Source organism: Paraburkholderia sp. J67, from assembly GCF_905220265.1.
In the GTDB taxonomy this organism is placed as follows: Bacteria; Pseudomonadota; Gammaproteobacteria; order Burkholderiales; family Burkholderiaceae; genus Paraburkholderia.
In genome coordinates this window covers 241,673-262,546 of the sequence record NZ_CAJMZK010000007.1, presented here as the reverse complement: position 1 = coordinate 262,546, position 20,874 = coordinate 241,673, and the positions used below count along the sequence as shown (strand labels likewise).

At 60.8% G+C, this 20,874-nt stretch carries 18 protein-coding genes and 1 tRNA gene; 10 read left to right on the top strand and 9 right to left on the bottom strand.

All coding sequences use genetic code 11. The annotated features are described in order from the left end of the window. Window positions 1–331: 331 nt before the first annotated feature. The 5 genes from U5782_RS16395 to U5782_RS16375 all read right to left on the bottom strand — a co-directional run bounded on the left by U5782_RS16395 (window position 332) and on the right by U5782_RS16375 (window position 9,233). Entirely contained in the window at window positions 332–1,705 is a 1,374-nt protein-coding gene (locus U5782_RS16395) for a hypothetical protein (RefSeq protein ID WP_322044893.1), read from the bottom strand. Window positions 1,706–1,707: 2 nt separating this feature from the next. Continuing rightward, window positions 1,708–5,475, bottom strand: a complete 3,768-nt coding sequence (gene tssI, locus U5782_RS16390) for a type VI secretion system Vgr family protein (RefSeq protein ID WP_322044892.1) — start codon at window positions 5,473–5,475, stop codon at window positions 1,708–1,710. 2 nt (window positions 5,476–5,477) lie between these two features. Further along, window positions 5,478–5,732 (bottom strand): PAAR domain-containing protein, encoded by a 255-nt coding sequence (locus U5782_RS16385; protein ID WP_322044891.1) that lies wholly within the window; start codon window positions 5,730–5,732, stop codon window positions 5,478–5,480. 541 nt (window positions 5,733–6,273) lie between these two features. Beyond that, window positions 6,274–6,993 carry a DUF3142 domain-containing protein gene (locus U5782_RS16380; RefSeq protein WP_322044890.1) on the bottom strand — a complete coding sequence of 240 codons (720 nt, stop codon included), beginning with the start codon at window positions 6,991–6,993 and terminating at the stop codon, window positions 6,274–6,276. A gap of 8 nt (window positions 6,994–7,001) precedes the next feature. Then, window positions 7,002–9,233, bottom strand: coding sequence for a hypothetical protein (locus U5782_RS16375; RefSeq protein ID WP_415914342.1), 2,232 nt, complete (start codon window positions 9,231–9,233; stop codon window positions 7,002–7,004). A 264-nt stretch (window positions 9,234–9,497) separates the two neighbouring features. Between U5782_RS16375 and U5782_RS16370 the strand changes: the two genes are divergently transcribed. Continuing rightward, the gene (locus U5782_RS16370; protein WP_415914341.1) at window positions 9,498–10,751 is read left to right on the top strand and encodes a phosphoribosyltransferase family protein; all 1,254 of its coding nucleotides are present in this window, start codon (window positions 9,498–9,500) and stop codon (window positions 10,749–10,751) included. Window positions 10,752–10,824: 73 nt separating this feature from the next. On the opposite strand, the gene U5782_RS16365 is transcribed toward U5782_RS16370, so the two are convergent. After that, window positions 10,825–11,295: an Lrp/AsnC family transcriptional regulator gene (locus tag U5782_RS16365; RefSeq protein WP_322044889.1), complete on the bottom strand. Its 471-nt coding sequence runs from the start codon at window positions 11,293–11,295 to the stop codon at window positions 10,825–10,827. 120 nt (window positions 11,296–11,415) lie between these two features. Here U5782_RS16365 and U5782_RS16360 point away from each other — a divergent pair, with 120 nt between their 5' ends. The 5 genes from U5782_RS16360 to U5782_RS16340 all read left to right on the top strand — a co-directional run bounded on the left by U5782_RS16360 (window position 11,416) and on the right by U5782_RS16340 (window position 13,910). Continuing rightward, a complete protein-coding gene (locus U5782_RS16360; protein WP_322044888.1) occupies window positions 11,416–12,147 on the top strand; it encodes an AzlC family ABC transporter permease in 732 nt (243 codons plus the stop codon). Then, window positions 12,140–12,448, top strand: coding sequence for an AzlD family protein (locus U5782_RS16355; protein ID WP_322044887.1), 309 nt, complete (start codon window positions 12,140–12,142; stop codon window positions 12,446–12,448). The genes U5782_RS16360 and U5782_RS16355 overlap by 8 nt, the downstream gene beginning before the upstream one ends. 50 nt (window positions 12,449–12,498) lie before the next feature. Then, on the top strand, window positions 12,499–13,299 hold the full coding sequence (locus tag U5782_RS16350; RefSeq protein ID WP_322044886.1) for an alpha/beta hydrolase: 801 nt from the start codon (window positions 12,499–12,501) through the stop codon (window positions 13,297–13,299). Between the two features lie 107 nt (window positions 13,300–13,406). Continuing rightward, window positions 13,407–13,491, top strand: a tRNA-Leu gene (locus U5782_RS16345). A 137-nt stretch (window positions 13,492–13,628) separates the two neighbouring features. Next, window positions 13,629–13,910 (top strand): hypothetical protein, encoded by a 282-nt coding sequence (locus tag U5782_RS16340; RefSeq protein WP_415914340.1) that lies wholly within the window; start codon window positions 13,629–13,631, stop codon window positions 13,908–13,910. 52 nt (window positions 13,911–13,962) lie between these two features. On the opposite strand, the gene U5782_RS16335 is transcribed toward U5782_RS16340, so the two are convergent. The 3 genes from U5782_RS16335 to U5782_RS16325 all read right to left on the bottom strand — a co-directional run bounded on the left by U5782_RS16335 (window position 13,963) and on the right by U5782_RS16325 (window position 17,490). Next, window positions 13,963–14,274, bottom strand: a complete 312-nt coding sequence (locus U5782_RS16335) for a hypothetical protein (RefSeq protein ID WP_322044884.1) — start codon at window positions 14,272–14,274, stop codon at window positions 13,963–13,965. 226 nt (window positions 14,275–14,500) lie between these two features. Further along, window positions 14,501–15,853: an MFS transporter gene (locus tag U5782_RS16330; RefSeq protein ID WP_322044883.1), complete on the bottom strand. Its 1,353-nt coding sequence runs from the start codon at window positions 15,851–15,853 to the stop codon at window positions 14,501–14,503. A 218-nt stretch (window positions 15,854–16,071) separates the two neighbouring features. Next, window positions 16,072–17,490, bottom strand: a complete 1,419-nt coding sequence (locus U5782_RS16325; protein ID WP_322044882.1) for an aldehyde dehydrogenase family protein — start codon at window positions 17,488–17,490, stop codon at window positions 16,072–16,074. Between the two features lie 104 nt (window positions 17,491–17,594). On the opposite strand from U5782_RS16325, the gene U5782_RS16320 reads away from it, so the two are divergent. The 4 genes from U5782_RS16320 to U5782_RS16300 all read left to right on the top strand — a co-directional run bounded on the left by U5782_RS16320 (window position 17,595) and on the right by U5782_RS16300 (window position 20,641). Continuing rightward, window positions 17,595–18,542 carry a LysR family transcriptional regulator gene (locus U5782_RS16320; RefSeq protein WP_322044881.1) on the top strand — a complete coding sequence of 316 codons (948 nt, stop codon included), beginning with the start codon at window positions 17,595–17,597 and terminating at the stop codon, window positions 18,540–18,542. 359 nt (window positions 18,543–18,901) lie between these two features. After that, entirely contained in the window at window positions 18,902–19,420 is a 519-nt protein-coding gene (gene mug / locus U5782_RS16310) for a G/U mismatch-specific DNA glycosylase (RefSeq protein ID WP_322044880.1), read from the top strand. 145 nt (window positions 19,421–19,565) lie between these two features. Continuing rightward, a complete protein-coding gene (locus U5782_RS16305; protein ID WP_322044879.1) occupies window positions 19,566–19,700 on the top strand; it encodes a hypothetical protein in 135 nt (44 codons plus the stop codon). After that, entirely contained in the window at window positions 19,697–20,641 is a 945-nt protein-coding gene (locus U5782_RS16300) for a dihydrodipicolinate synthase family protein (RefSeq protein WP_322044878.1), read from the top strand. Before U5782_RS16305 ends, U5782_RS16300 begins: the two co-directional genes overlap by 4 nt. Window positions 20,642–20,874 lie beyond the last annotated feature (233 nt).

The window sequence follows — 20,874 nt, the reverse complement described above, 5'->3', positions numbered from 1 at the left end:
GTAAGTGCTCGTTTCGGACTTTCTCCGGTTTCGCGTTTCTTTGTCGATGTGCAAGTACCAACCAGTCAACCGGATCACGGGATTACTGCCTCTGTGCGCGTATCCTTGGTCCCTGCGTGAGGCGTTTTCGAATTACCCGTGGACGTGCGAGCGGAAGCGCAGCATGCATGGCGCGTGCGGGCCGGATGGGCGGCTTTAGGAAGTGCGCGAAGCGTGCAATGACGCGCGGGCATCGTGGCCCGTGCGAGCATGGCGGGCGATCGCGCTGCGCTGCGGATTGGCCCAGGCGCACAAATGAAAAGCCCCGCCGAAGCGGAGCCATCGACATCGCTTAGGCGCTCGTGGGCGGGCCGATCCAGGTCCATGAGATTGCGCCTGACTCCAGCCCTAGGCGCGGCATACGTTCACCTGATTTCAACTCGCGCGGGCCTCCTGCCGCCTTAAAAACGTCCCACGCGCTGGCCGACATACCCGCCGCCATCTGCGGCACCCAGCGGCCCGCACGGGGGCATGGCTCGCCGGTATGCGCGCTTACCTTCGCATCAGGGTAGGCGTCCCATCGCCATAGCTTCGCGGGGCCGATTTCCTTATGGCTACCGCCATCGCGCCGTTCCATCGTGCGCTCGGGAAACTTCTCACCCTTGCGCAGTAGCTGCGGGAAATCGTCGCGGTCTTTGTCGTCCATGCCATATGCGCGGTAGTAGCCCGTTTCCTCTACCTGAGTGCCTATTGATTTCGGGCGATTGAAGAGCAGTTCCCTTCGATATTGTTCGAATTTCTGCATATCGGCATCGTTCGATGGAAAATCATGGGGGATTTCAACGAATGAATTTTCAATGGAAAATTCAACAGCACCCTTCAATTTTTCCGGTGCTAGCACAACACAAATCGTCACTGTTGCGCCAATCACGTATCTTCCATGCTTCAATCTGTTATCTGGAATGGCCAGGAATTTTAGATATCGAATCTGACCAGGTGGTATTTCCACGATTCCATTCGGATAATCAACTTTATTGATAAATTCATCGCTTCCAAGTCTAATATCAAAATCACTGTCGTCGCTACCAACAAGTCCTCCGCCCACGCCAATCTCAGAGTTTTTTGTCATCGCTATGGCTTCGTGTCCCCAAACTTCAGGGCTGTTGAACACGATCTTCGCACTCTCCCCACTGTTCTTGAATTTGAAGGTGAATAGTAGTTTTCCACCCATCGGCTTGATGTCGACCGAAGCATCCAGGCGGGCGACGGGCGTCCCTTCGTTGTAGAACTTCGCGACCATGTCACGCGTGGGAGAGAGCACCTCCGCGCCGACGGATTTAGGCAACGAGGGGATGTCCATCAACCCATTGATTTCCCGGCCGTCGGGGCACGTTACGCTCGCCGAAAATGACGCGGGGTTTCCTGGCCTGACCGTCATCGGCTCTTTCATGGAGCAGATGCTGGTTCGCATGTTGCGAAATGCCGTCTGGTCATCGGTATCGATGATGCCTTCAGATACCCCGGCGCCATATATCGTTCCCTTGGTGCTCATAGTGTCACCCCGGAATATCACGGAGAAATTATGTTCGTCCAATCCGATTGAATCTCTCGTATTCAGATAATTATTGCTTGTCATATCGAAGCCCATCAAATCGTCATTTGCCATTACAGCCTCGCCATTTAATTTTCCAGAAATCAATAGTGAAACGAGTAAAATCTTTCGCATGCTCATGCCTCGATGCGGGGCGTCACCACCCACGATTTGCCCGTCTGACGATCGAACCAGTCCACCGCCCGTTGCAGATAATAGGAAGGAAAGCGTGGCGTAGCGAGATAGACCCCGGGACCCATCAACGTTCTATTTCCTACACCCTGCCAGGTGTTCAAATCGGGATTATGGTTGGCCAGGGGGAGATTGACCTTTTGTTCTGCCGTAATATAGTTTTTGTGGATCGACCCGCCAGCATCGAAATATTCGTCAGGGAACGAGAATAAATGTCCTGTTTCATGGGCTTGGACATGTTCGATCGGATTGTCTATCCATTCAGTTTTTTTCTTGTTGCGTATGACATTGCGCTCCCCCCAATTCCCAGAATCCGCACGCATCGACATCGGGTAAAGATTGACTCTCCGATGTGCCCGCTGCTTCGGATCGGTGATGAAATCAATTTCGAATTTGACATTGACCTGTTGAACGCAGGTGCTCTGCCAGAGAGGTGCCGTGCCACTCGGTGCATCAGGCGTGCAGGTATCGGCCGGACTGGAAAACGGACACTGTTTCAATGCCATTTTGTAGTTATTGCCGTTCAGAAAGGTTTCAATCTTTTGTTTCATATTGGCGAGATTGGTGATTTCCGAAACAGGGCGATCCGATTTCAGGAATTGCTCGTCGAAACGGGGGTCATTGTCGCGCGCGGATTCATACGGCGTTTCCACGTCGGGGGTGGCTGAGGTTGGACTTTTTTCCTTCACACTCCTGGGAATGACCAGCACGATCACCCGCATGGTGAGTGTCTTGCTTGCTTTGTCGAATCCGATATCGAATGTCCCGTTCGAACCGGCCATGCGGATAAATTTCTGCTTGCCGGTTTTCTCGTCGATGTAGGGGCTTCCGTCGGCAAGGAGCCCCCAGTAATCGGCACACTCCATATCCCAGGTGACTTCCGACATCGGGATATCTCTTAGATCGTTGATCTTGCAGGGTTCCGTCGGCGCATGCACGGGCGTAGTGGCCTGGGGCGCGGTGGTGCCAGCGGGCGCGGTGGACGCCTGCGCGGCGGGCAGGGACGCCGGGAGCCCCGCTGGCATCATGCCCGCCGCTGACTGCATATCGCTGGCGGAGAGCATCTGCGGCGAGGGAGCAGGCGAAAGGGACGCCACCGCCGCCGATGTTGAGGACGCGGGTGACGGCACCGCGCTGCGACTCTCCCCAGTGTCCGTCGCCTCGACCGCATTGAACGCTGCGCACGAGACGGTCATCGGGTAAGGGGCCACGACGGCGAAGTGTGACGGCGCGGCCAGGGGGGCGTCCGTCGCGTGATCGGCACCATGCAGCCGCACCTCGCCACGGGTGCGCGCGGTCACGCCCTGCGCATCAATCACGACCTCCGATTCGCCCGCCCTCAGGACGATCCGCTCCTTGCCGAGCACAAAGACCGTGCCATTCTCGCTTAACACGGTGACGTTGCCGTGCCCCGCCAGGTCGAGCGTACTGGCCTGCGCATGCACACGTACCTTGCCAAATGCCGAGCCAATAAAGACACCGGCCTTGTGCGAATAGAGCGAAATCCTCTCGATGACGGAAGCGAGGAACGAACCCGCCGACGCAATCGCCACGCTACCGCCCGCACTGATCGCGGTATGGCGCTCGCTTGCAAAGTGCGCCGTGCCTGCTGCCGTCGTGTGCAGGTTTCCCGCGCTGGAAACGGCGATATCCGGGTTTTCGAATTCCGGAAAATCATCTTCGCGATGGCCTGCCTGGCCGCGCAGCGCTGCATTGATTTCCTTGATGTCTTTCGCTACGTCTGCCTGTTCGCCCGTCGCGCCCTGTGCGCCGTTCTTCTGCGCGATACCGGCCATGCGCTCCTGAAGATCGCGCGCCTGGGTGAGCCGCGCGATGGTTTCGGCGATTTCAAGGGCCTTCCCCACTGCGCCGATTCGCGCCCATGTTGTGATCAACAACCCCATTGCGGCCCGGATCGCCGCCTTCAAGTCCGTGCGCAGATCGACGCCTTCGCCGCGCGCGTCTTGCCGCCCCTTGTTGCCCTCGATGCGGGTGTTATAGCCCAGCGCCAGGCTCGATTTGCCGTGATCGCTCGCGAGCTGGACCTGTTGCTTGCCCTGGGTATCGTCGAACCCGAGAAGGTTAGATGTGCCGCCATATCCCAGGCTTTTCGTCACCACGCCGCTGAGTGCCTGGTTAGTCGACATTTCCCACGGCGGCATGTTGAAGTTATTGACGACGAAATGCGCGATAAACGGGCGGTCACAATCACCTTCCTCGTACCCAATCAATACTTCCTGCCCCGCGCGCGCATGGAATACCGTGCCCATCTGGTTACCTTGCCACTGCATCCCGAGACGGACCCATATCGAATTTCGTCCCGTGAAATCTTCCTTCCGATCCCATGTAAACCGGACCAGTGCACGGTTGTACTTGTCCACCCACACTTCGGCATCGTTCGGGCTGACAATCACGGCCCGCTCGAAATGGTCAATACGCGGACGGGGCGTGACCTGGGGTAAGCGCAGATATTCGGTGACGGGATGAAGCTCGAATTCAGTCTCAATCGAATAGGTACGATCGCGCCCCGTGCCCGTACCGACATCGACCAGCTTCATATAAACAGTGTGGACGACATATTCCCTGTTAGCTGCATCCTGGGGGAAATTGAAAACCGTCGTTGTCCGCCCCGATTGAAGCCCGGTTAAATGACCCTTGCCAAACGCGCGCACGCCCTTGCAGCGTGCGGCCTCCAACGTCACGCGCGCCAGATACTGGCCTTCCTCATGCATATCGTTGTCGCTGAAATGGCCGTGACCGGCGTCAGGCTGGGCGTATGCGGCCGATGTATAAAGCTTGATGTTCGGATCGGCCGTCCCGCGCGAATCCTCGTATTCCTCGCGGTTCTGGACCAGCGAGCGGCGCATGCGCGTGCCGTTATAGTCGTGATCGTTGACGACGGCTTTCGACGCCGTGGCGGAATACGAAACGCGTAGTTCGCTGACGTGTTCCTCGTCAATACGGCTACCCGTGTGATAGCGCAGCTTTTCGTAGGCGACGCCATGCGGGTGATAGCCGCCCATCGAGTCAGTAATGACGAGCGTATGCGAATGCTCGGAATGCTCGTACCAGTAGGTTAGCCCCCATTCTTCCATGATGCGATGGGCGAATGTCCAGTTCGACTCCCACGCCTGGCGGATGTAGTCGCGCGGCGGGTAGGTCTTGCGGCCCCCCCACGGCCCCCCGATGCGCCATTCGATCAGGCCGTACCGTTCTAGCGCGCGTTCGAGCACTTCAATCACATTGCCCCGGTAAATCCGCGAGTCGCTATTCTGCGTCGCATCCCAGGCGGTGGGCGCAAGGACGAATCTATAAATCGCACCACGATCTTCCGTACCTTCAATTTCGGCCGTAATGATGGTGCCGTTGATGTAGCGGATATTCGCCCCTTTGTTCGGGTAGCCCGTATAACCCGGTTGCCCCTTCTGGTACGAACCGATGCCCGTGATCTGGATAGCGATTGTGCCGGGCGATCCTATGAGGGATTGAAGATCGAGTTGTGCCGCGTCGTGCGGATCTTGTAGCCACTCCGGATTCGCGACTTCGGCTTTAATCACGTACTCGAATTGTTGGCCGACGCCTTCCCGGCCTTCCACGCTGCGCACGGTGAGCAACGGTTCACGGATTCTTTCGCGGTTGTAGCCCGTATGGACGACCTCCGGTAGTTCGTCGCCGGTGAACGTCACGGCGCGTTTCTGTATTTGCCACGCCATCGTCATTCCTTGACGAGCGTGGCACCGCACGCGGTTTTATCACCCAGAAACGCAACGCGTACGCCGCCATGTGTGCGGGTGCCTGTAGCAATGATGGGGAACAGGTCGCCGCACTTCGGGCACTCGACAAGATGACCATCGAGCGCCACACGAATACCCATATGCGTAAGCGTTGGACTGGCCTGTACGACCTCGCCGCCGTGGTCGGTTTTGTCGCCCAGGCGGGCGACTTCACGTCTTGTTACTGCGTCTCTCATGCGATTCCTCCATTGGAAAAAAGCATTACGCCAGCAGAGCGGACGGTTTTTCCACTCACCTTGCCATGCTGATTTGCCGGGAATCGCGACGGAACGAGATTTATCCTAATTTGCGCCAGATGAAGCCATTTTTTGCCCGAGGAAGACAGGGCGGACGATTCGCGCCTGATTTGATATGCGACAAGAACTGCTTAATATCGCGAATTAATCGGCCGTTGAGCGCGGCGGAATGCTTTCACTGGGCCTGTTGCATCAGGGCGTGTCGTCTGGATCGGCGTCGAAGGGCACCGATGCCACGGCACAGGCGGGGCCCATCCTGCGTCAGCTCGATCGCGTCATGCCACTCTCGCGGGCAGTTATCTCAATCCAGAATTTGAAACGTCGCGGCGCGATAGATACGCACGGCGCGTCACCATACGGTCGCCTTCGGCGGCTCGTAGGGTGTCGATGCCACTTTGCGACTCGGTATCGTTGGGCGCGGTCCCATTCTGCAAGCGCTGCGCGCCCGTGGTTGCTCGTGCGTGGGCCGCACAGCGGATTGTTATGGATTGCGCAAGAACACCACGTAGCCACGAAACCACGGATTCGTCGCGAGATACGGCGGCGCTTCCCATGTGCCCCCCTGGATCAGGCCAATCCGGAATGGCAATTGCAGGCGCGCCACGCGCGGCAGGTAGGCGTCGTAGCGCGTAATCGTGTGACTGCCCTGGTAGGTCTGCACCACCACTTCATCCACGATCTCCTTGAGCTGGTTCACCTGGTTCGCGTCGATGCGGCTGCTCCAGTCAAGCAGCCCCGTGATGCTCAAGCGGCAATCGGCCGGAAGGTTCGCGCGCAGTGTGCGCAGGAAATCCAGGTAGTCCTGAAGATGCAGTGTGCGCGCGTCAAAGTCGATCTGGATGCCTTCGATCGTCTCGCCCCTTCGTCGTGCTGTTTCGCGCCAGCGCGCAAGCTGCGCCAGCATGATCTGCATCACGCGCGGCGTCCAGCGCAGCGTATGTGCGCGATAGGCAAGCCAGATGTGCGCCCGGGTCTTGTCCGGCAGAGCCACGCCCTGGGCAATGACGCGTACCTGATTTTCGTCGCCCGGTGTCGCTTCAATCTGACCTTGCAGCACGTAGAGCGTGTGCGCGTCGCGCAACACCGTCTGCGGTTTGACGCCCGCCCAGAGCCAGTACGCGTCGTACTGCGTGGCATCGACCGTGCCGGCCGATGCCGTCTGCGCAAGCGCCAGCAAGAGGGCGCAGACTCCACGCTTCACCCCGCGTTTCACCAGTAATACTTCAATGTTTGCGCCCATTTGCTGCGCGGGTAGGCGCTCTTGAGCGTGTTGAACCAGCGTTTGCGGGTGCTCGATGGCAGGTCGTTGCCGCCGCATTCGCTCGTGCCCGCAGGCGCGAAGCAGTTGATCGCGCGGTAGAGCGCATAGGCACGCTCGTCGGCGCTCGCCTGCGGGTTGCCAATCACGCTCTGGTAGCTCGCGATTCGCTGGTATGGCTTGCCCTGAAATTGCGAGGGCGCGCTGCCGAGCGTGGGCGGCGCGGCTGCGGTCGTGCTCGCTCCGTCAGGCTGCGCAGCGGGCGGGGCGAGCTGGTAAGCCTCTTCGCCCAGACCCCCTGCGGGCGGATGGCTGCGCACGAATTCCGCGAGGCAATTCAGCCCCTTCGGGTCGTTCGGGTTTGTTTGCAGCGTCGCTGCGATGTCGCGCGCCGAGGGGCATGCGTATCCTTCGTCGTTCTTCGCACCGGGCAGCGTGAACGGTTTGAGTGCGTCGGATGGCGTGGACGGGGTCAGGGCGAGATCCGCGAGAAAATCGGCGTAGTGGCTGCGCGTGAATTCCTTGTAGAGCAGCGTGTAGAGCGCGATGTCGCGTAGCGCGCTGCTCGTTGCCTTGTTCTGCGCCTGGGCGCGCAACAGGTCCGCATTCGCTGCGCGTTGCAGCAACGTCGCACGAATCGCCGCGTTCTGAATGAGCGAGTCGTCGGCAAACGCGCGATCCGCGAGCCCCGCTTGCTCAAGGTTCATGGCGAGCGCGAGTTCAAGCGCTTCGCGTTGCAGCCGCAGCCGGGAAAGCGGGATCAGGTCGCTCCAGAGTTGCCGAGCCTTGTCGGCCTGGCCGCTGTCTTCGAGCGCAAAGGCGCGCAAGGTCTGCTGGCTTAGGCCGAAATAGCCGAGCCATGCGCCGGGCGCGTCGGGCAGCAAGGCGAGCGCCTGGTCCGGTTTGTGATCGACGTAGACGTGGTATGTGGCGAGCAAATAGTCGTGCACGGCGGGCATGCTCGCGAAGATCGGCTTTTGCGCCTGCAATTCGTCGAGTTTGATGGGTTTGAGTTGCGAGGAATCGAAATCGCCTGTCGCGCGCATGCGCATCAAGTCGACGATGGCGAGCACGGCGGGCGACTGTACTTTCGCGACGTCCGCGTTGCTCATCAATAGCTTGCTGTCGAGTTCGTTGGCGAGTTGTCCGATCGGCATGTTCGAGGTCTGCGGCGTCCAGCGTGCGAGCGCGCGGTCGTAGCTGTCGGCCTGCAGCAAGGTGTCGCCGCCAAGCCATGCCACGCGCCGTTGCAGTCCTGTTGCCGAGGCCGCGTAGCGTCCGTGCGGATAGACGCGCAGATAGGCGCGAAACACCGTCTGGGCCGCATCGAGCGACACCTTCGTGACCTTGCTCCGGTCGAGTGTGGCGGTGTCGCTCTGTGAGTTGAATGCGTCGGCCTGCGCGGCATTGAGTTGTGCGCGGCCCGTCATGTAGAGCGAGGCTTCCCGGAGCCACGGGTCGTTACTATGCGAGGCGTTCGCGAAGGACTTCGTCGCTGTGAAGAAGTCGTAGCGATAGAACGCATTCGCACCGTCCAGGTAGGTCGCGAACTGTTGGCCAAGCGCGGACTTCAATCCGGTGGGCTTGAGCCAGCCAGGCGCGTTGTCGCTGGCGCCATTGCCATTCGCCGCGCATGCCTTCACCATCTCCGCGCGCGAGGCGCGCAGGCGCGCGGCGTCGTCGGCGGGCAGGCCTTTGGCGGCATTCAATGCGCTGTAGAAGGCCTTGTCGCCCGAGGCGACGCTTCGGCAGATGCTGCCTTCGCCGTCGGCGTAGAGCGTAGATTGGCCGTTCGCGCCTGGGTTGGCGTTGTCGCTATCGGAGGTGTTGTCGGCGTCGTCGGCGGCGCTCACGATCTCGGTCTGCTTCTGGCCGATGAAGATCCAGCCCGAGTAGTCGTAGAGGAATGGCACCACGAGCTGGTTCGGGCGATCCGCGACGGGGATTGTCTTCGGGTCAGGGAAGGTTTGCGCGAGCTGCGTGCTGTCGGCCATCAGCAGCATCGCGTTGATGCGCGTATCGTTGCCGGGGCTCAGGATCGGCACGCCGCCGCACGCGAAGGTGGGCTGGCGCAACGTGGCGGTGGGGTAGCAGCCGGTGTCGCCGCTCGCGTAGGCGGCGGTGGCGGGCAACAGCGGGAGCAGGCTCGTGAGCAGCCTGGTGATCAGAGGTCGGTGCAGCAACGGGGTTCTCCGCGTCGTTCTTGTGCTGGTGTGGCGTCGGGCGAGTGTGTGTGCGTTTGCGCGATATGCAGCCACGTGGCGGCCATGTGGCCGCACACGGGCGTGCCCAATATGCATTGCTTTTCGATGCGTTTGCGATAGGGGGCGAAAATCGGCGCCCCGTACTATAGCCAAAGCTCTGCAAACGCGCGCCCATCGTGTTCGCTAGGTCCGTGCAGGCACTGCGTTCGCTCAACCATGCGCTTCCCGTGCCCGACGGGCACGGTGGGAGATATCGAGAAACCCGACCGCCTCATCCTCGATCTCGATCCCGATCCGTCGCTGGGCTGGGACCGATTCGGGGCGGCGCAACTGACGCGCGAATTGCGCCACGCATTGGGCCTGCGCGCCGCGCACCGCGCGCCGCGCGCGGCCGGGCTTGGGCGTGTCGATGCCGATCAGCTGGGAAGAACGGGAGACAGTGAAGCGCGGCGCGAAATGGACCGTGGCGATGCGCAAGCAACTCGACGCGTAGTGACAGCACGCATTCAAACAGTGTGCTTGAATCAGAAGCGGTGCTTCAAAGACTTGCTCGTGGGTTTTATCGCGCCCCCGCTGCCGTGCCGTAAGATTGGGGAACGAAGCATTGCGCGGCTGAGGGGCAACTCGGCGTTCGTCAACCTTCGTGGCAGGTGCAGGGCGCTTATTCCGGGCAGTTGGGTCGACTATTTTGCGTCCATTAAATGGAGTGGAAAATCGATGGCCACTGAACTTTCCAGATTTCCCGTCTACTCCTATGACTACAACGAAATAGAGACGTTTTGCCTCGCTAAAAGAGAGCGATTGCTTCGCGAAAACATCGGCTTGATCTTAGGCATCTTGCGTGGTGGCGGCATACCCGCGCTGATGCTCTCGCAGATGTTGGGCATCGCGGTGGACTTCGTCCACTACGATCGTCGCGAAGCCAAAGCGGAAATCAGGAACCAGGACGTGTTTGGCCTGATCGACGCCTGCATCGGGCGTGGCAACAAGATTCTGCTGGTGGACGATGTAGCAGGGGCGGGGCACACGCTAGTTAACTGCTACGAATATTTGCTATCTTTTGTGAAAGACCGGGCGTTGATCAGCGTACTGGTGTTGGTGCATCACGAACATAGCCGGGCACAAGCAGACTACTTTAAAGATTGCACTTCGGTCCACGCGGTTTTGCCGTGGGAGCGCTATGTCACCAGTCGGCAGTGCCTTGATGAGTTCTCGATCGCGGGTGAGGCATTGCCAGGCGATCAACGCTATAAAAAGATCCTCGCGATCAACGACCCAGCCCATCCCTTGAGTTTGAAAGACGATTGGAAGGTGGATTGTCACCTGGCCTGCGATGGCGATGACCGAGTCGTTCTGGACGCCATCAAGGCGATGGGCCCGGAGGAAATTTACTGCAATATCGAATCGCTAGCGATTGCCATATTGAATCAATTCCCTTTCATCGTCCTGTATAAAGTCGTCAATCAAAAAAGGTACAGGATCAGCGCGCTCGACTAGTGCGCTCGCGTGGCGATCAGGTCAGGTCGAATCCGGAATCGTTGCGACCGCAATCACATCGAGGCGCATCGCCTCACATCGGAATCTCAGACGTAAGCTTGATCTTCTGCATCGGAATATCCGTCTTCACACTCTGCACGCCTGGAATGCGCGTGAGATATTCCATCAGGAAGCGGCGATATTCATCGAGATCGGCCGCCACGATACGCAGCAGGAAATCGCAGTCGCCGGCCATCAGATGACACTCCACGACGTCGGGGAACTGGCGCACGGCTTCGGCGAAGCTGTCCACCGTATGCGCGTCCTGTCCCTTGAGCCAGACGCGCGCGAACACGGTCAGCGCTTTGCCCACCTTGGCCGGATCGAGCACGGCCACGTACTTTTCGATCACGCCCGCGTCTTCCAGCAGGCGCACGCGCCTCAGGCAGGGCGAGGGTGACAGCCCCACCTGCTGCGCGAGATCGACATTCTGCAAACGCCCGTCGCGTTGTAGCGCGTTGAGGATGCGGCGGTCGATGGCGTCGAGCTTGAGCTGGCTTTCCATGTCGATATTTCACTGATTCGTGGCATTGAGTGCCAAATTCTCGCGCCTGCATGGCCACAACGCAACCCAATTCGAACGCATTCGGCAGAAAATATCGCCTTTGCAGGAATTGTAATTATCATGAGCAGCGTGCCTACCTCTGCCGCCTCCGCGCGGCGTTCCATCGATACCTCAGAAGTCGCGCGCGGCATGCGCGCGGCCTTGCCCATCATGATGGGCTTCATCCCGTTTGCGCTGGTGCTGGGCGCCCAGGCCGCCCAAAAGGGCCTGAGCAACATCGAAGTACCGCTGATGACGGGAGTTAATTTCGCCGGCGGCTCTGAATTCACGGCGATCCGCCTGTGGACCTCGCCGCCCCATATCGCGCTGATCGTCGCGATGTCGTTTCTCGTCAACGCGCGCCACATCCTGATGAGCGCGGCCTTTGCGCAATACATTCGCCATGTGCCGCTGCGGCGCGCGCTGCCCGCGCTGTTCCTGATGTGCGACGAAAGCTGGGCGATGGCGATGGCCGACGCGAAGACGAACGGGACCGGGCGCGTCAGCATGGCCTATTACATGGGCGTCGCGATCAACCTGTGGCTCACCTGGGTTTCGTTCACGGCGCTGGGTGCGGTGCTAGGCCCCGTGCTGGGCGATGTGCAGCGCTATGGTTTCGACATGGCGTTCACGGCAGTCTTTCTCGTGCTGCTCAAAGGCATGTGGAAGGGCATGCGTGCGAGCCTGCCGTGGCTCGTGAGCCTCGTGGCGGCCGCGGTGACGTACCTCTATTTGCCGGGCGCCTGGTATGTGGCGGTGGGCGCCTGCGCGGGCCTCGTGGTGGCGGTATTGCGGGAGCCGGCTCATGCTTGAGGGATCGACGCTCGCCACGCTCGCGACCATCTTCCTGATGGCCGTCACGACTTACCTCACGCGCATCATCGGCTATGTGGCGTTGCGCGACCGCACGCTCAGTCCGCGCATGCGCGCCGTGATGGAAAATGTGCCGGGCTGTGTGCTGATTTCGGTGATCGCACCGGCCTTCGTGTCGCGCAATCCTGCCGATCTCGCGGGGCTCGCCATCACGCTGTTCGCGGCTACGCGGCTCTCGTTATTGCCGACGGTGCTGATCGGCGTCGCGGCAACAGGCATACTGAGGCATCTGTTCGGCTAAACGGAAACGGCAAGGCCGAGCCCATCCGACCAAAGAACGACCGCATAACAATGAACGAGACACCCACCCTGACGCAGGACCACTGGATTGCAGGCCCCACGGGCAAGCTGTTCGCACGTAGCTGGCAACAGGATGTATCCGCGCATCGAGCGCCCATTGTGCTGCTGCATGACTCGCTCGGCTGCGTGACGCTCTGGGGCACCTTTGCGCAGACGCTTGCGCGCGCAACGAAACGCCGCGTGATCGCCTACGACCGCGCGGGTTTTGGTGCGTCGGATGCGCGCACGGATCGGCTCGACGCCCATTTCGTGAGCGACGAGGCCGCGCGCTTTTTTCCGGCACTGTGCGAGCAATTGGGCATCGAGCGTTTCATCGCGTTCGGGCATAGCGTGGGCGGTGGCATGGCGGTGGAATGCGCGGCGCAGCACGCACAGCAGTGCGCCGCGCTCGTAACCGAAGCGGCGCAGACCTTTGCGGAAGACCGCACGCTCGCAGGCATCGAGGCGGCGCGCGAGCAGTTTCGCGATCCCGCGCAGTTCGCGCGTCTCGTGCGCTATCACGGCGACAAGACGCAATGGGTGCTCGATGCGTGGATCGAAACCTGGCTGTCGCCCGCATTTGCCAACTGGTCGCTCGATCCCGTGTTGCCGCGCGTGCAATGCCCGACGCTGGCGATTCACGGCAGCCTCGACGAATACGGCACGCGCGTGCATCCCGAACGGATTGCGGCGCGCGTGAGCGGCCCCGCTCGCGCCGCGATCATGGAGGGCGTGCGTCACGTCCCGCACCGCGAACAGGAAGCGCAGGTGGCGGCGATGGTGGCCGAATTCCTGCACGCGCTCGACGAGTGAGAAGAGGCGCTTCGCAGCAGCCTTCTACGGGTTTTTCACACGATTGAAAAAATTTTCGAAATACCTCTTCACACGTTCGAAAAGTGTCGATACAATTCCGTTCCCTTGCCTAGGTGGCGAAATTGGTAGACGCACTATCTTGAGGGGGTAGCGCCGAGAGGCATTCGGGTTCGAGTCCCGACTTAGGCACCAGAATTGACGCCGCGAGGTTTTTCGAAACCACGCCGGCGTCAGGAAACCCGCGAAAGCATTCTGCTTTCGCGGGTTTTTTCATGGGCGATCGTAAAAGCACGGAGTACATCTTGGGCAGGAAAAAGAGCGCGGAAAAGTTGAAGGTCGTCGCAGTGCGCGTCGATCCGACCATCGAGCGCAGGTTGCGATTGCTCGCCGCTACGACCGGCCGCAAGCCCTCCTGGTTCCTGCAGCAATTGATCGAAGGCGGTCTGGGTGCAATGGAAGAGGCCTGGTTGCCCCCCGAACTGCTCGCACAAGTTCGCGCAGGCACGGTCCCCGAGTCGCTTGAATCGCAATCGGTCCCAGATCTGTTCGACGATGCCGCGCCCGAAGAGGAATCGGTGTCCACGGAACGCCCGGTTTTAACGCTGTTTTAAAACCGGAGAAAGCCCCCGCTTTGCCAGATGGAAGCGGGAGCGGATCAAATCGTTAGTTCACCTTGTTGGCTTGCTCTTTGGCAAGCAGTCGCTGCGCCTGAAGATCGCCACGGTTAGCCTCCTGCGCCGTTTGCACCGAGGTCTCGGTGGCCTCGGCCAATGCGGCGCGCGCGGCGTTGCTGATCTTCACGGAATACGAAGCCGACGACGCCGCAGCTTGCGCGGCGTTTGTTCCGCCTGACGATTGCGTGGCGCTGGACGATTGCGTCGTGGCGCTGGCCTGTGCCGATTGCCCGTTGCTTGTCGCGGTTGCGACCGGCGCGGTAGCGCTGGCGAGTGGATTGGAAACCGATTGAATGGCCATCAAAATTTCTCCTGTGTGCGTGCCGGAATACGGCTCGTGCTATATCGGCGCCGTTTTAATTACGCTTTAGAAGTATATTTTTTGTAACGAAGGCAAAGCTTAAGCGGTTGATAAGGTGGCGTTAAATCGGTCGATTTAAATGAAAGAAGCTTGAATAAGAACGACTGTCGTTCATTATTCAGGCTTCTTTAAAAAGCGATTTAAAAGCAGCTTTAATAATCGTGTCTTATTCGACCGTATGGGCGCTTCCCAGCGCCTGCGTGATCTCCCGACTCGTCCGCCACGTGCCGAAATACGTCTTGCGCCCGTAAAGCGCCGCAGCCACGAGGCCGAGCCCGCCCGCGATCGCGCTGAATACCACGCACGCCCAGGGCGTCTGCCGAGATGCTGCGATTAGCGCGAGCGGCGCCACGCTGGCCCAGATCGCATAGGTGATGTTGTACGAGAATGAAATACCCGAAACGAGAATATCGGTCGAAAACAGAGTGATGATGACCGACGGCACCGCACCGACGATACCCGACAGCATGCCGGCGAACGCATACGCGAGCGCGAGCTGCATGCTGCCGCCATTGCCAGCTACCAATGAAAAATACAACGCGGCTGTCCCAACCGGCATCAGCGCGCTATAGAGCGCCACGGCTTTCCAGGCGCCGAACCGGTCGACCGCAAGACCGGCGATCACGCAGCCGATGTTGAGAAACACAATGCCGATACTGCTGAGCGCGAACGTGAGTGGCGCAGACAGGCCGAAGCGCGTCTGCATCAGCGTAGGCGTGACAACGACCAGTACGACGACGGCCGATGTCAGCACGGCGGTGAGCAGGACGGCGGGCATCAGTGCGCGGCGCTGGCCCCGCAGCGCCTCGCGCAGCGGGAAGCGCGCGGCGCTCTCCTGGCGGGCCTGCAATTCGACGAACACGGGCGTTTCGGTGAGACGCCGCCGCACCCACACGCCGACGACGCCGAACAGGCCGCCGAGCACGAACGGAATCCGCCACGCGTAGTCGATCATCTGCTCGGGCGTGAAGAGACGCACCATCAGCGTGGCCGTGAGCGCGCCGAAAAGATAGCCGAGCGTGAGGCCGGCCTGGAGGCATCCCAGTGCATAGCCGCGCCGGCCGCTGCGCGCATGTTCGGCCACGAAGGTCCAGGCGCTCGGCACTTCGCCGCCGACCGCCGCGCCCTGGGCCACGCGTAGCACGAGCAGCAGCAAAGGCGCGGCATAGCCGATCTGGGCGTAGGTCGGCATGAGGCCCATCAGCAGGCAGGGCATGGCCATCAGGAGGATCGTCAGGCTGAAAATGCGCTTTCTGCCGTGGCGATCGGCGAAATGCGCCATGACGATCCCGCCGAGCGGACGTGCGAGATACCCCGTCGCGAAGATCGCCACGCTCTGCAGCAGGCGCAGCCATTCGGGCATGTCCAGCGGGAAAAAGACCTTGGATAACGTCAGCGCGAAAAATACGAAGACGATAAAGTCGTAAATCTCCAGCGCGCCGCCGAGCGAGGCGAGCGCGAGCAGTTTATGGTCGACTCCGGCCGGATGGTGCGGGCGCGAACCGGAAACGGTCGTCATGGGCATGTCCTTGTTATATGGCGCGAGGCGGAGCAATGCGGCGCGGGATGCAGGCGCTAATCCAACGCCTTGGTCTCCTGCCTTTGTCATCTGCCTTTTTCATGGTTTGGCAGTGTGAGCCGCAATTCTTCCATAGAAGCGCGCCCATCATGGTGCGGCTTCGCAATCCGCGCTCTGCAATGCCCTGTTGCGAGCGCGGCAATCCGCCTGGCGAGGGATTACACCCCCAATACCGCTTTCGGTTCGAGGAACGCCTCGAGCCCATATTTACCGTACTCACGCCCGATACCCGATTGCTTGACCCCGCCAAACGGCGCGGCCGGTTCGTGCGCAAGCGTATTGACGAGCACGCGGCCCGCTTCCACGCGCGCCGCCACCACGCGGGCGCGCGCCACATCGGCTGAACACACATAAGCCTGCAAACCATAGGGCGTATCGTTGGCAATCGCGATGGCGTCCTCGGTATCGCGGTAGGCGATGATCGAGAGCACCGGCCCGAAGATTTCCTCGCGCGCGATCGTCATGTCGTTGCGCACGTCGCTAAAGAGCGTTGGCTGCACGAACCAGCCTGCTTCCACGCCATTCGGGCGGCCTTCACCTCCCGCGATCAGACGCGCCCCTTCCTCGATACCGACGCGGATATAGCGCTGCACACGCTCCCATTGCTTCTGGCTCACCATCGGGCCAATGCTCGTGCGCGGATCGCGCGGGTCGCCCGCCTGGTACTCCGCGACTGCCGCCACGATCATCGCCTCGAACTCGGCGAGCCGCGCTTGCGGCACCAGAATGCGCGTCCCGGCGATGCATGCCTGTCCGCTGTTCATGAAGCCCGCCTGCAAGGCGAGCGGCACGACATCGTCGAAGTCGGTATCGTCGAGCACGATCATGGGCGATTTGCCGCCCAGTTCCAGCGTCACGCGCTTGAGCGTTTGCGCGCCGGTGCGCAGGATCGTCTTGCCCACCGCCGTCGAGCCCGTGAACGACAGTTTGGCGACATCGGGATGCGCGCAGATTTCCGCGCCCACGGTATCGCCGCGTCCCGTGACGATGTTGAACACGCCCTTGGGCAAGCCTGCCTCGTGCAGCGCTTCGGTCACGATACGCGTCTGCATCGCGCTCATTTCGCTGGGCTTGATGACGGCCGTGCAACCCGCGGCAAGCGCTGCCGCAAGCTTGCCGCAGATGAAGCCAGCGTCGCTGTTCCAGGGCGTGATCAGGCCCGCCACGCCCAGCGGCTGCATGACGACTTGCGCCGATCCGGCGCGGCTCGTGAACGAATAGGCCTCGAGCGTATCGGCCGCCTGTTGCAGCACGTCGCTGGCGTGGCGGGCCATCCAGCGCCCGCGTGAGACCGGCGCGCCGTATTCCTCGACGATTGCTTCGAACAGCGCGTCCTCCTTCGCCAGCACGGCCGCATGCATGCGCCTGAGCATCGCGACGCGCTCGGCCTTGTCGGTGCGCGAAAACGCGGGGAAGGCGCGTTTCGCGGCGGCGATGGCGTGGCGGGCGTCCTCGGCGTCGGCGAGGCGCACGCGGCCGATGACCTGCTCCGTCGATGGGTTGAAAAGGTCGAAGTATTCGTCGCCGTGGGGCACGACGAAGGCGCCGTCGATATAGATGTGCTCGATGATCTGCATGGTGTGGGGGAGGCAATAAGTGTTGTCCAGATCGCAAGATAGACCCCGTTGATTGGCCTGACTAGCCGTACAATCGAGGATGACGTGTTGAGGAATCCAGGACAATGAGAACCTCCGGACTGACCGAGCTGGAAGCTGTGCTGGCGGTGGCGCGCCGGCGCAGCTTTCGCGCTGCGGCCGACGAATTGAGTGTGTCGACTTCGGCGTTGAGTCACGCCGTGGCGGCCCTCGAAGCGCGCATTGGCGTGCGGCTGTTCAATCGCACCACGCGCAGCGTGTCGCTTTCGGAAGCTGGTGCGCAGTTCGTGCAGACCGTGGCGCCCGCGCTCTCCACCATCCAGACCGCGCTCGAACAGGCAGGCAGCTTTCGCGATACGCCTTCCGGCACGCTGCGCATCAATACGTCGGCGGGGGCGGCACGACAGGTGATGCCGGTTTTCATCGCCTTTTTGCAGCGCTATCCGGAGATGAAGCTGGACATCGTGACGGAAGGTCGCTTGATCGACATCGTCGTCGAAGGATTCGATGCGGGCATACGCCTGATCGAAACGGTGCCTCAGGACATGATCGCCGTGCCGTTTGGCGAGAGCCAGCGCTTTGCCGTGGTTGGTAGTCCAGACTATCTCGCGAAACACAAGCCGCCGCGTACGCCTGCCGATCTCGCCCGGCATCGCTGTATCCGTAGCCGCATGCCAAGCGGCGCAATCTATCAGTGGGAATTCGAAAAGCGTGGTGAAGTCGTGCGCATCGACGGCGAAGGCGCGCTCACGCTCGACGAACCGAATCTGATGCTGGCGGCGGCGCGCGCGGGCCTGGGTCTCGCGTATCTGACCGAGTGGAACGTCAAGGCCGACATGGAAGCCGGGACACTCGTGCGCGTGCTGGAAGACTGGACGCCCGCTTTGGACGGGCTGTGCCTTTACTATCCAGGCCGCCGTCATGTGCCCGCAGGATTGCGCGCGTTGATCGAGATGATCCGCGAGCATGCCGATACGAATCGCGCGCGCGGCGCGAAGAAGGCCGGCCGCAGCAAGGCGAAATCGCGCGGCTAGAGCTGCTTGCGCATCTGCTTGGCAAACGCGCGTATTAGCGGCTCGTTGCGTGCGAGGAAGGTCCACTGGCCCACGCGCGTTGTCACGAGTAACTGCGCTTTCACCAGCGTGGCAAGATGGACGGAGACGGTCGATTGGGAAAGCCCGCTGCGCCGCTGGATCGTGCATAGTGCAGCGATGCACTTGAGCTTGTTAGACGGCTGAAAAAAGTTCTTTTACAGGGCCAGAGCGCTGCGTTTTCGGGCGCAGCGGCTTATCACAGCGCCCCGCCTATGCGCACGACGCCTCGCGACGGCTCGAGGTGACGCCCCAGCCATATCGTCAGCGCTTCAGAGGAGAGGTGCCGATCAGTGAACTCCATGCCTTCAACATCGCTTCCTGACATCCTGCAGCCTGGTTTATCGGTGCTCTTTTGCGGCATCAATCCGGGCCTGCGCGCGGCCGCCAGCGGGCAGCACTTCGCGGGCCGGGGTAATCGTTTCTGGCGCACGCTCTATCTTGCTGGTTTCACACAAGAGCCATTTCAGCCGGAAGACGGAAAACGTTTGTTGCAACTGGGCTATGGGTTGACAACTGCCGTGGCGCGGCCCACGGCACGCGCAGACGAGCTATCGAAGGCTGAGATTCAGGCCTCAACCGCAGCGTTTGAAGAGAAGATTCGTCGCTATGCGCCGCGATACGTCGCCTTCCTTGGCAAGATGGCGCTGGCCGAAATGACCCATACGCGTGTCATCGAATGGGGCTTGCAAAGCGCCGATTTCGCGGGCGCGCGTGCGTGGGTGCTGCCGAACCCGAGCGGACTGAACCGCTCGTTCAGTCTCGATGCGTTGGTGAAGGCCTACCGCGAACTGCATCTTGCCGCTAACGCGAATCGCTAGCTCTTGCACCCGCGCGCAGCCGGCACGCGGCGCTGGCAGCGCGGGAAAGTCCGGCGAAGCGCGAGAAAGCGCTATGCGGAAATCGTCATCGTAACCGGGCTACGGGAACAAGACGGCTGCGCGCGTGTTGCCTACGATTGTCGCCATGAACACGGTCACTGCAATCGACTCCCCGACCGGTGCCGAGCCCACGCTGCCCACCGCCGCGATGGCGTGTTCTGCGCGCGAACAGTCCGAAACGAGCTTCTCTATTCTTCAGGATCCGAAGGAAACAACATGAGCAACAACATCTTCACGGGCACGATTCCGGCCCTCATGACGCCGTGTACCGCAGAACGCACGCCCGATTTCGACGCACTCGTCGCCAAGGGGCGCGAACTGATCGATATCGGTATGTCGGCTGTCGTGTATTGCGGCTCGATGGGCGACTGGCCGCTGCTGACCGAAGCTCAGCGTCAGGAAGGTGTCGCGCGCCTCGTGGCCGCCGGCATCCCGACCATCGTCGGCACGGGCGCGGTCAACTCGAAAGAAGCGGTTTCCCATGCTGCGCACGCGGCGAAGGTCGGGGCAAGCGGCTTGATGGTGATTCCGCGCGTGCTGTCTCGCGGCGCATCGGCTGCTGCACAGAAGGCGCATTTCTCCGCGATTCTCGAAGCGGCGCCGGCACTGCCCGCCGTGATCTACAACAGCCCGTACTATGGATTCGCTACGCGCGCCGATCTGTTTTTCGAACTGCGCGCCAAATATTCGAATCTGATTGGCTTCAAGGAATTCGGCGGTGCGGCGGACATGCGTTACGCCGCCGAGCACATCACCAGTCAGGACGATAGCGTCACGCTGATGGCGGGCGTCGACACGCAGGTCTTCCACGGCTTTGTCAATTGCGGCGCCACCGGCGCGATTACCGGCATTGGCAATGCGCTGCCGCGTGAAGTGCTTCAACTGGTCGACCTGTGCCGCAAGGCGGCGAAGGGCGATGTGACGGCGCGTCGTCAGGCGCGGGAGTTGGAATCGGCGCTCGCCGTGCTTTCGTCGTTCGACGAAGGCACCGACCTGGTGCTGTACTACAAGTACCTGATGGTTCTCAATGGCGACAAGGAATACTCGCTGCACTTCAATGAAACCGATGTCCTGAGCGAAGCACAGCGTCGCTATGCGCAAACCCAGTACGAATTGTTCCGCAACTGGTATGCCGGCTGGTCGAAGGAAGTGAATGCCTGAGGCTTGAGCACCTGCGAAGCCGCAGCATGAGAAAGCGCCCAAACGGGCGCTTTTTTGCGTCTTGAGTCCTTTAAGGAAACGCTGACCGAACGTCAGGCGCGTTTCTTGTACGCGTATCCCCGGAACCGTATCCTGCCGAGTACGAACACTATGCTGATTTCTGCATTTCCGCTGTCGATTTTGCCCAAGACTCCCTGATTTTTGAAATCTTATATTGCTCCCAGCCCATCACT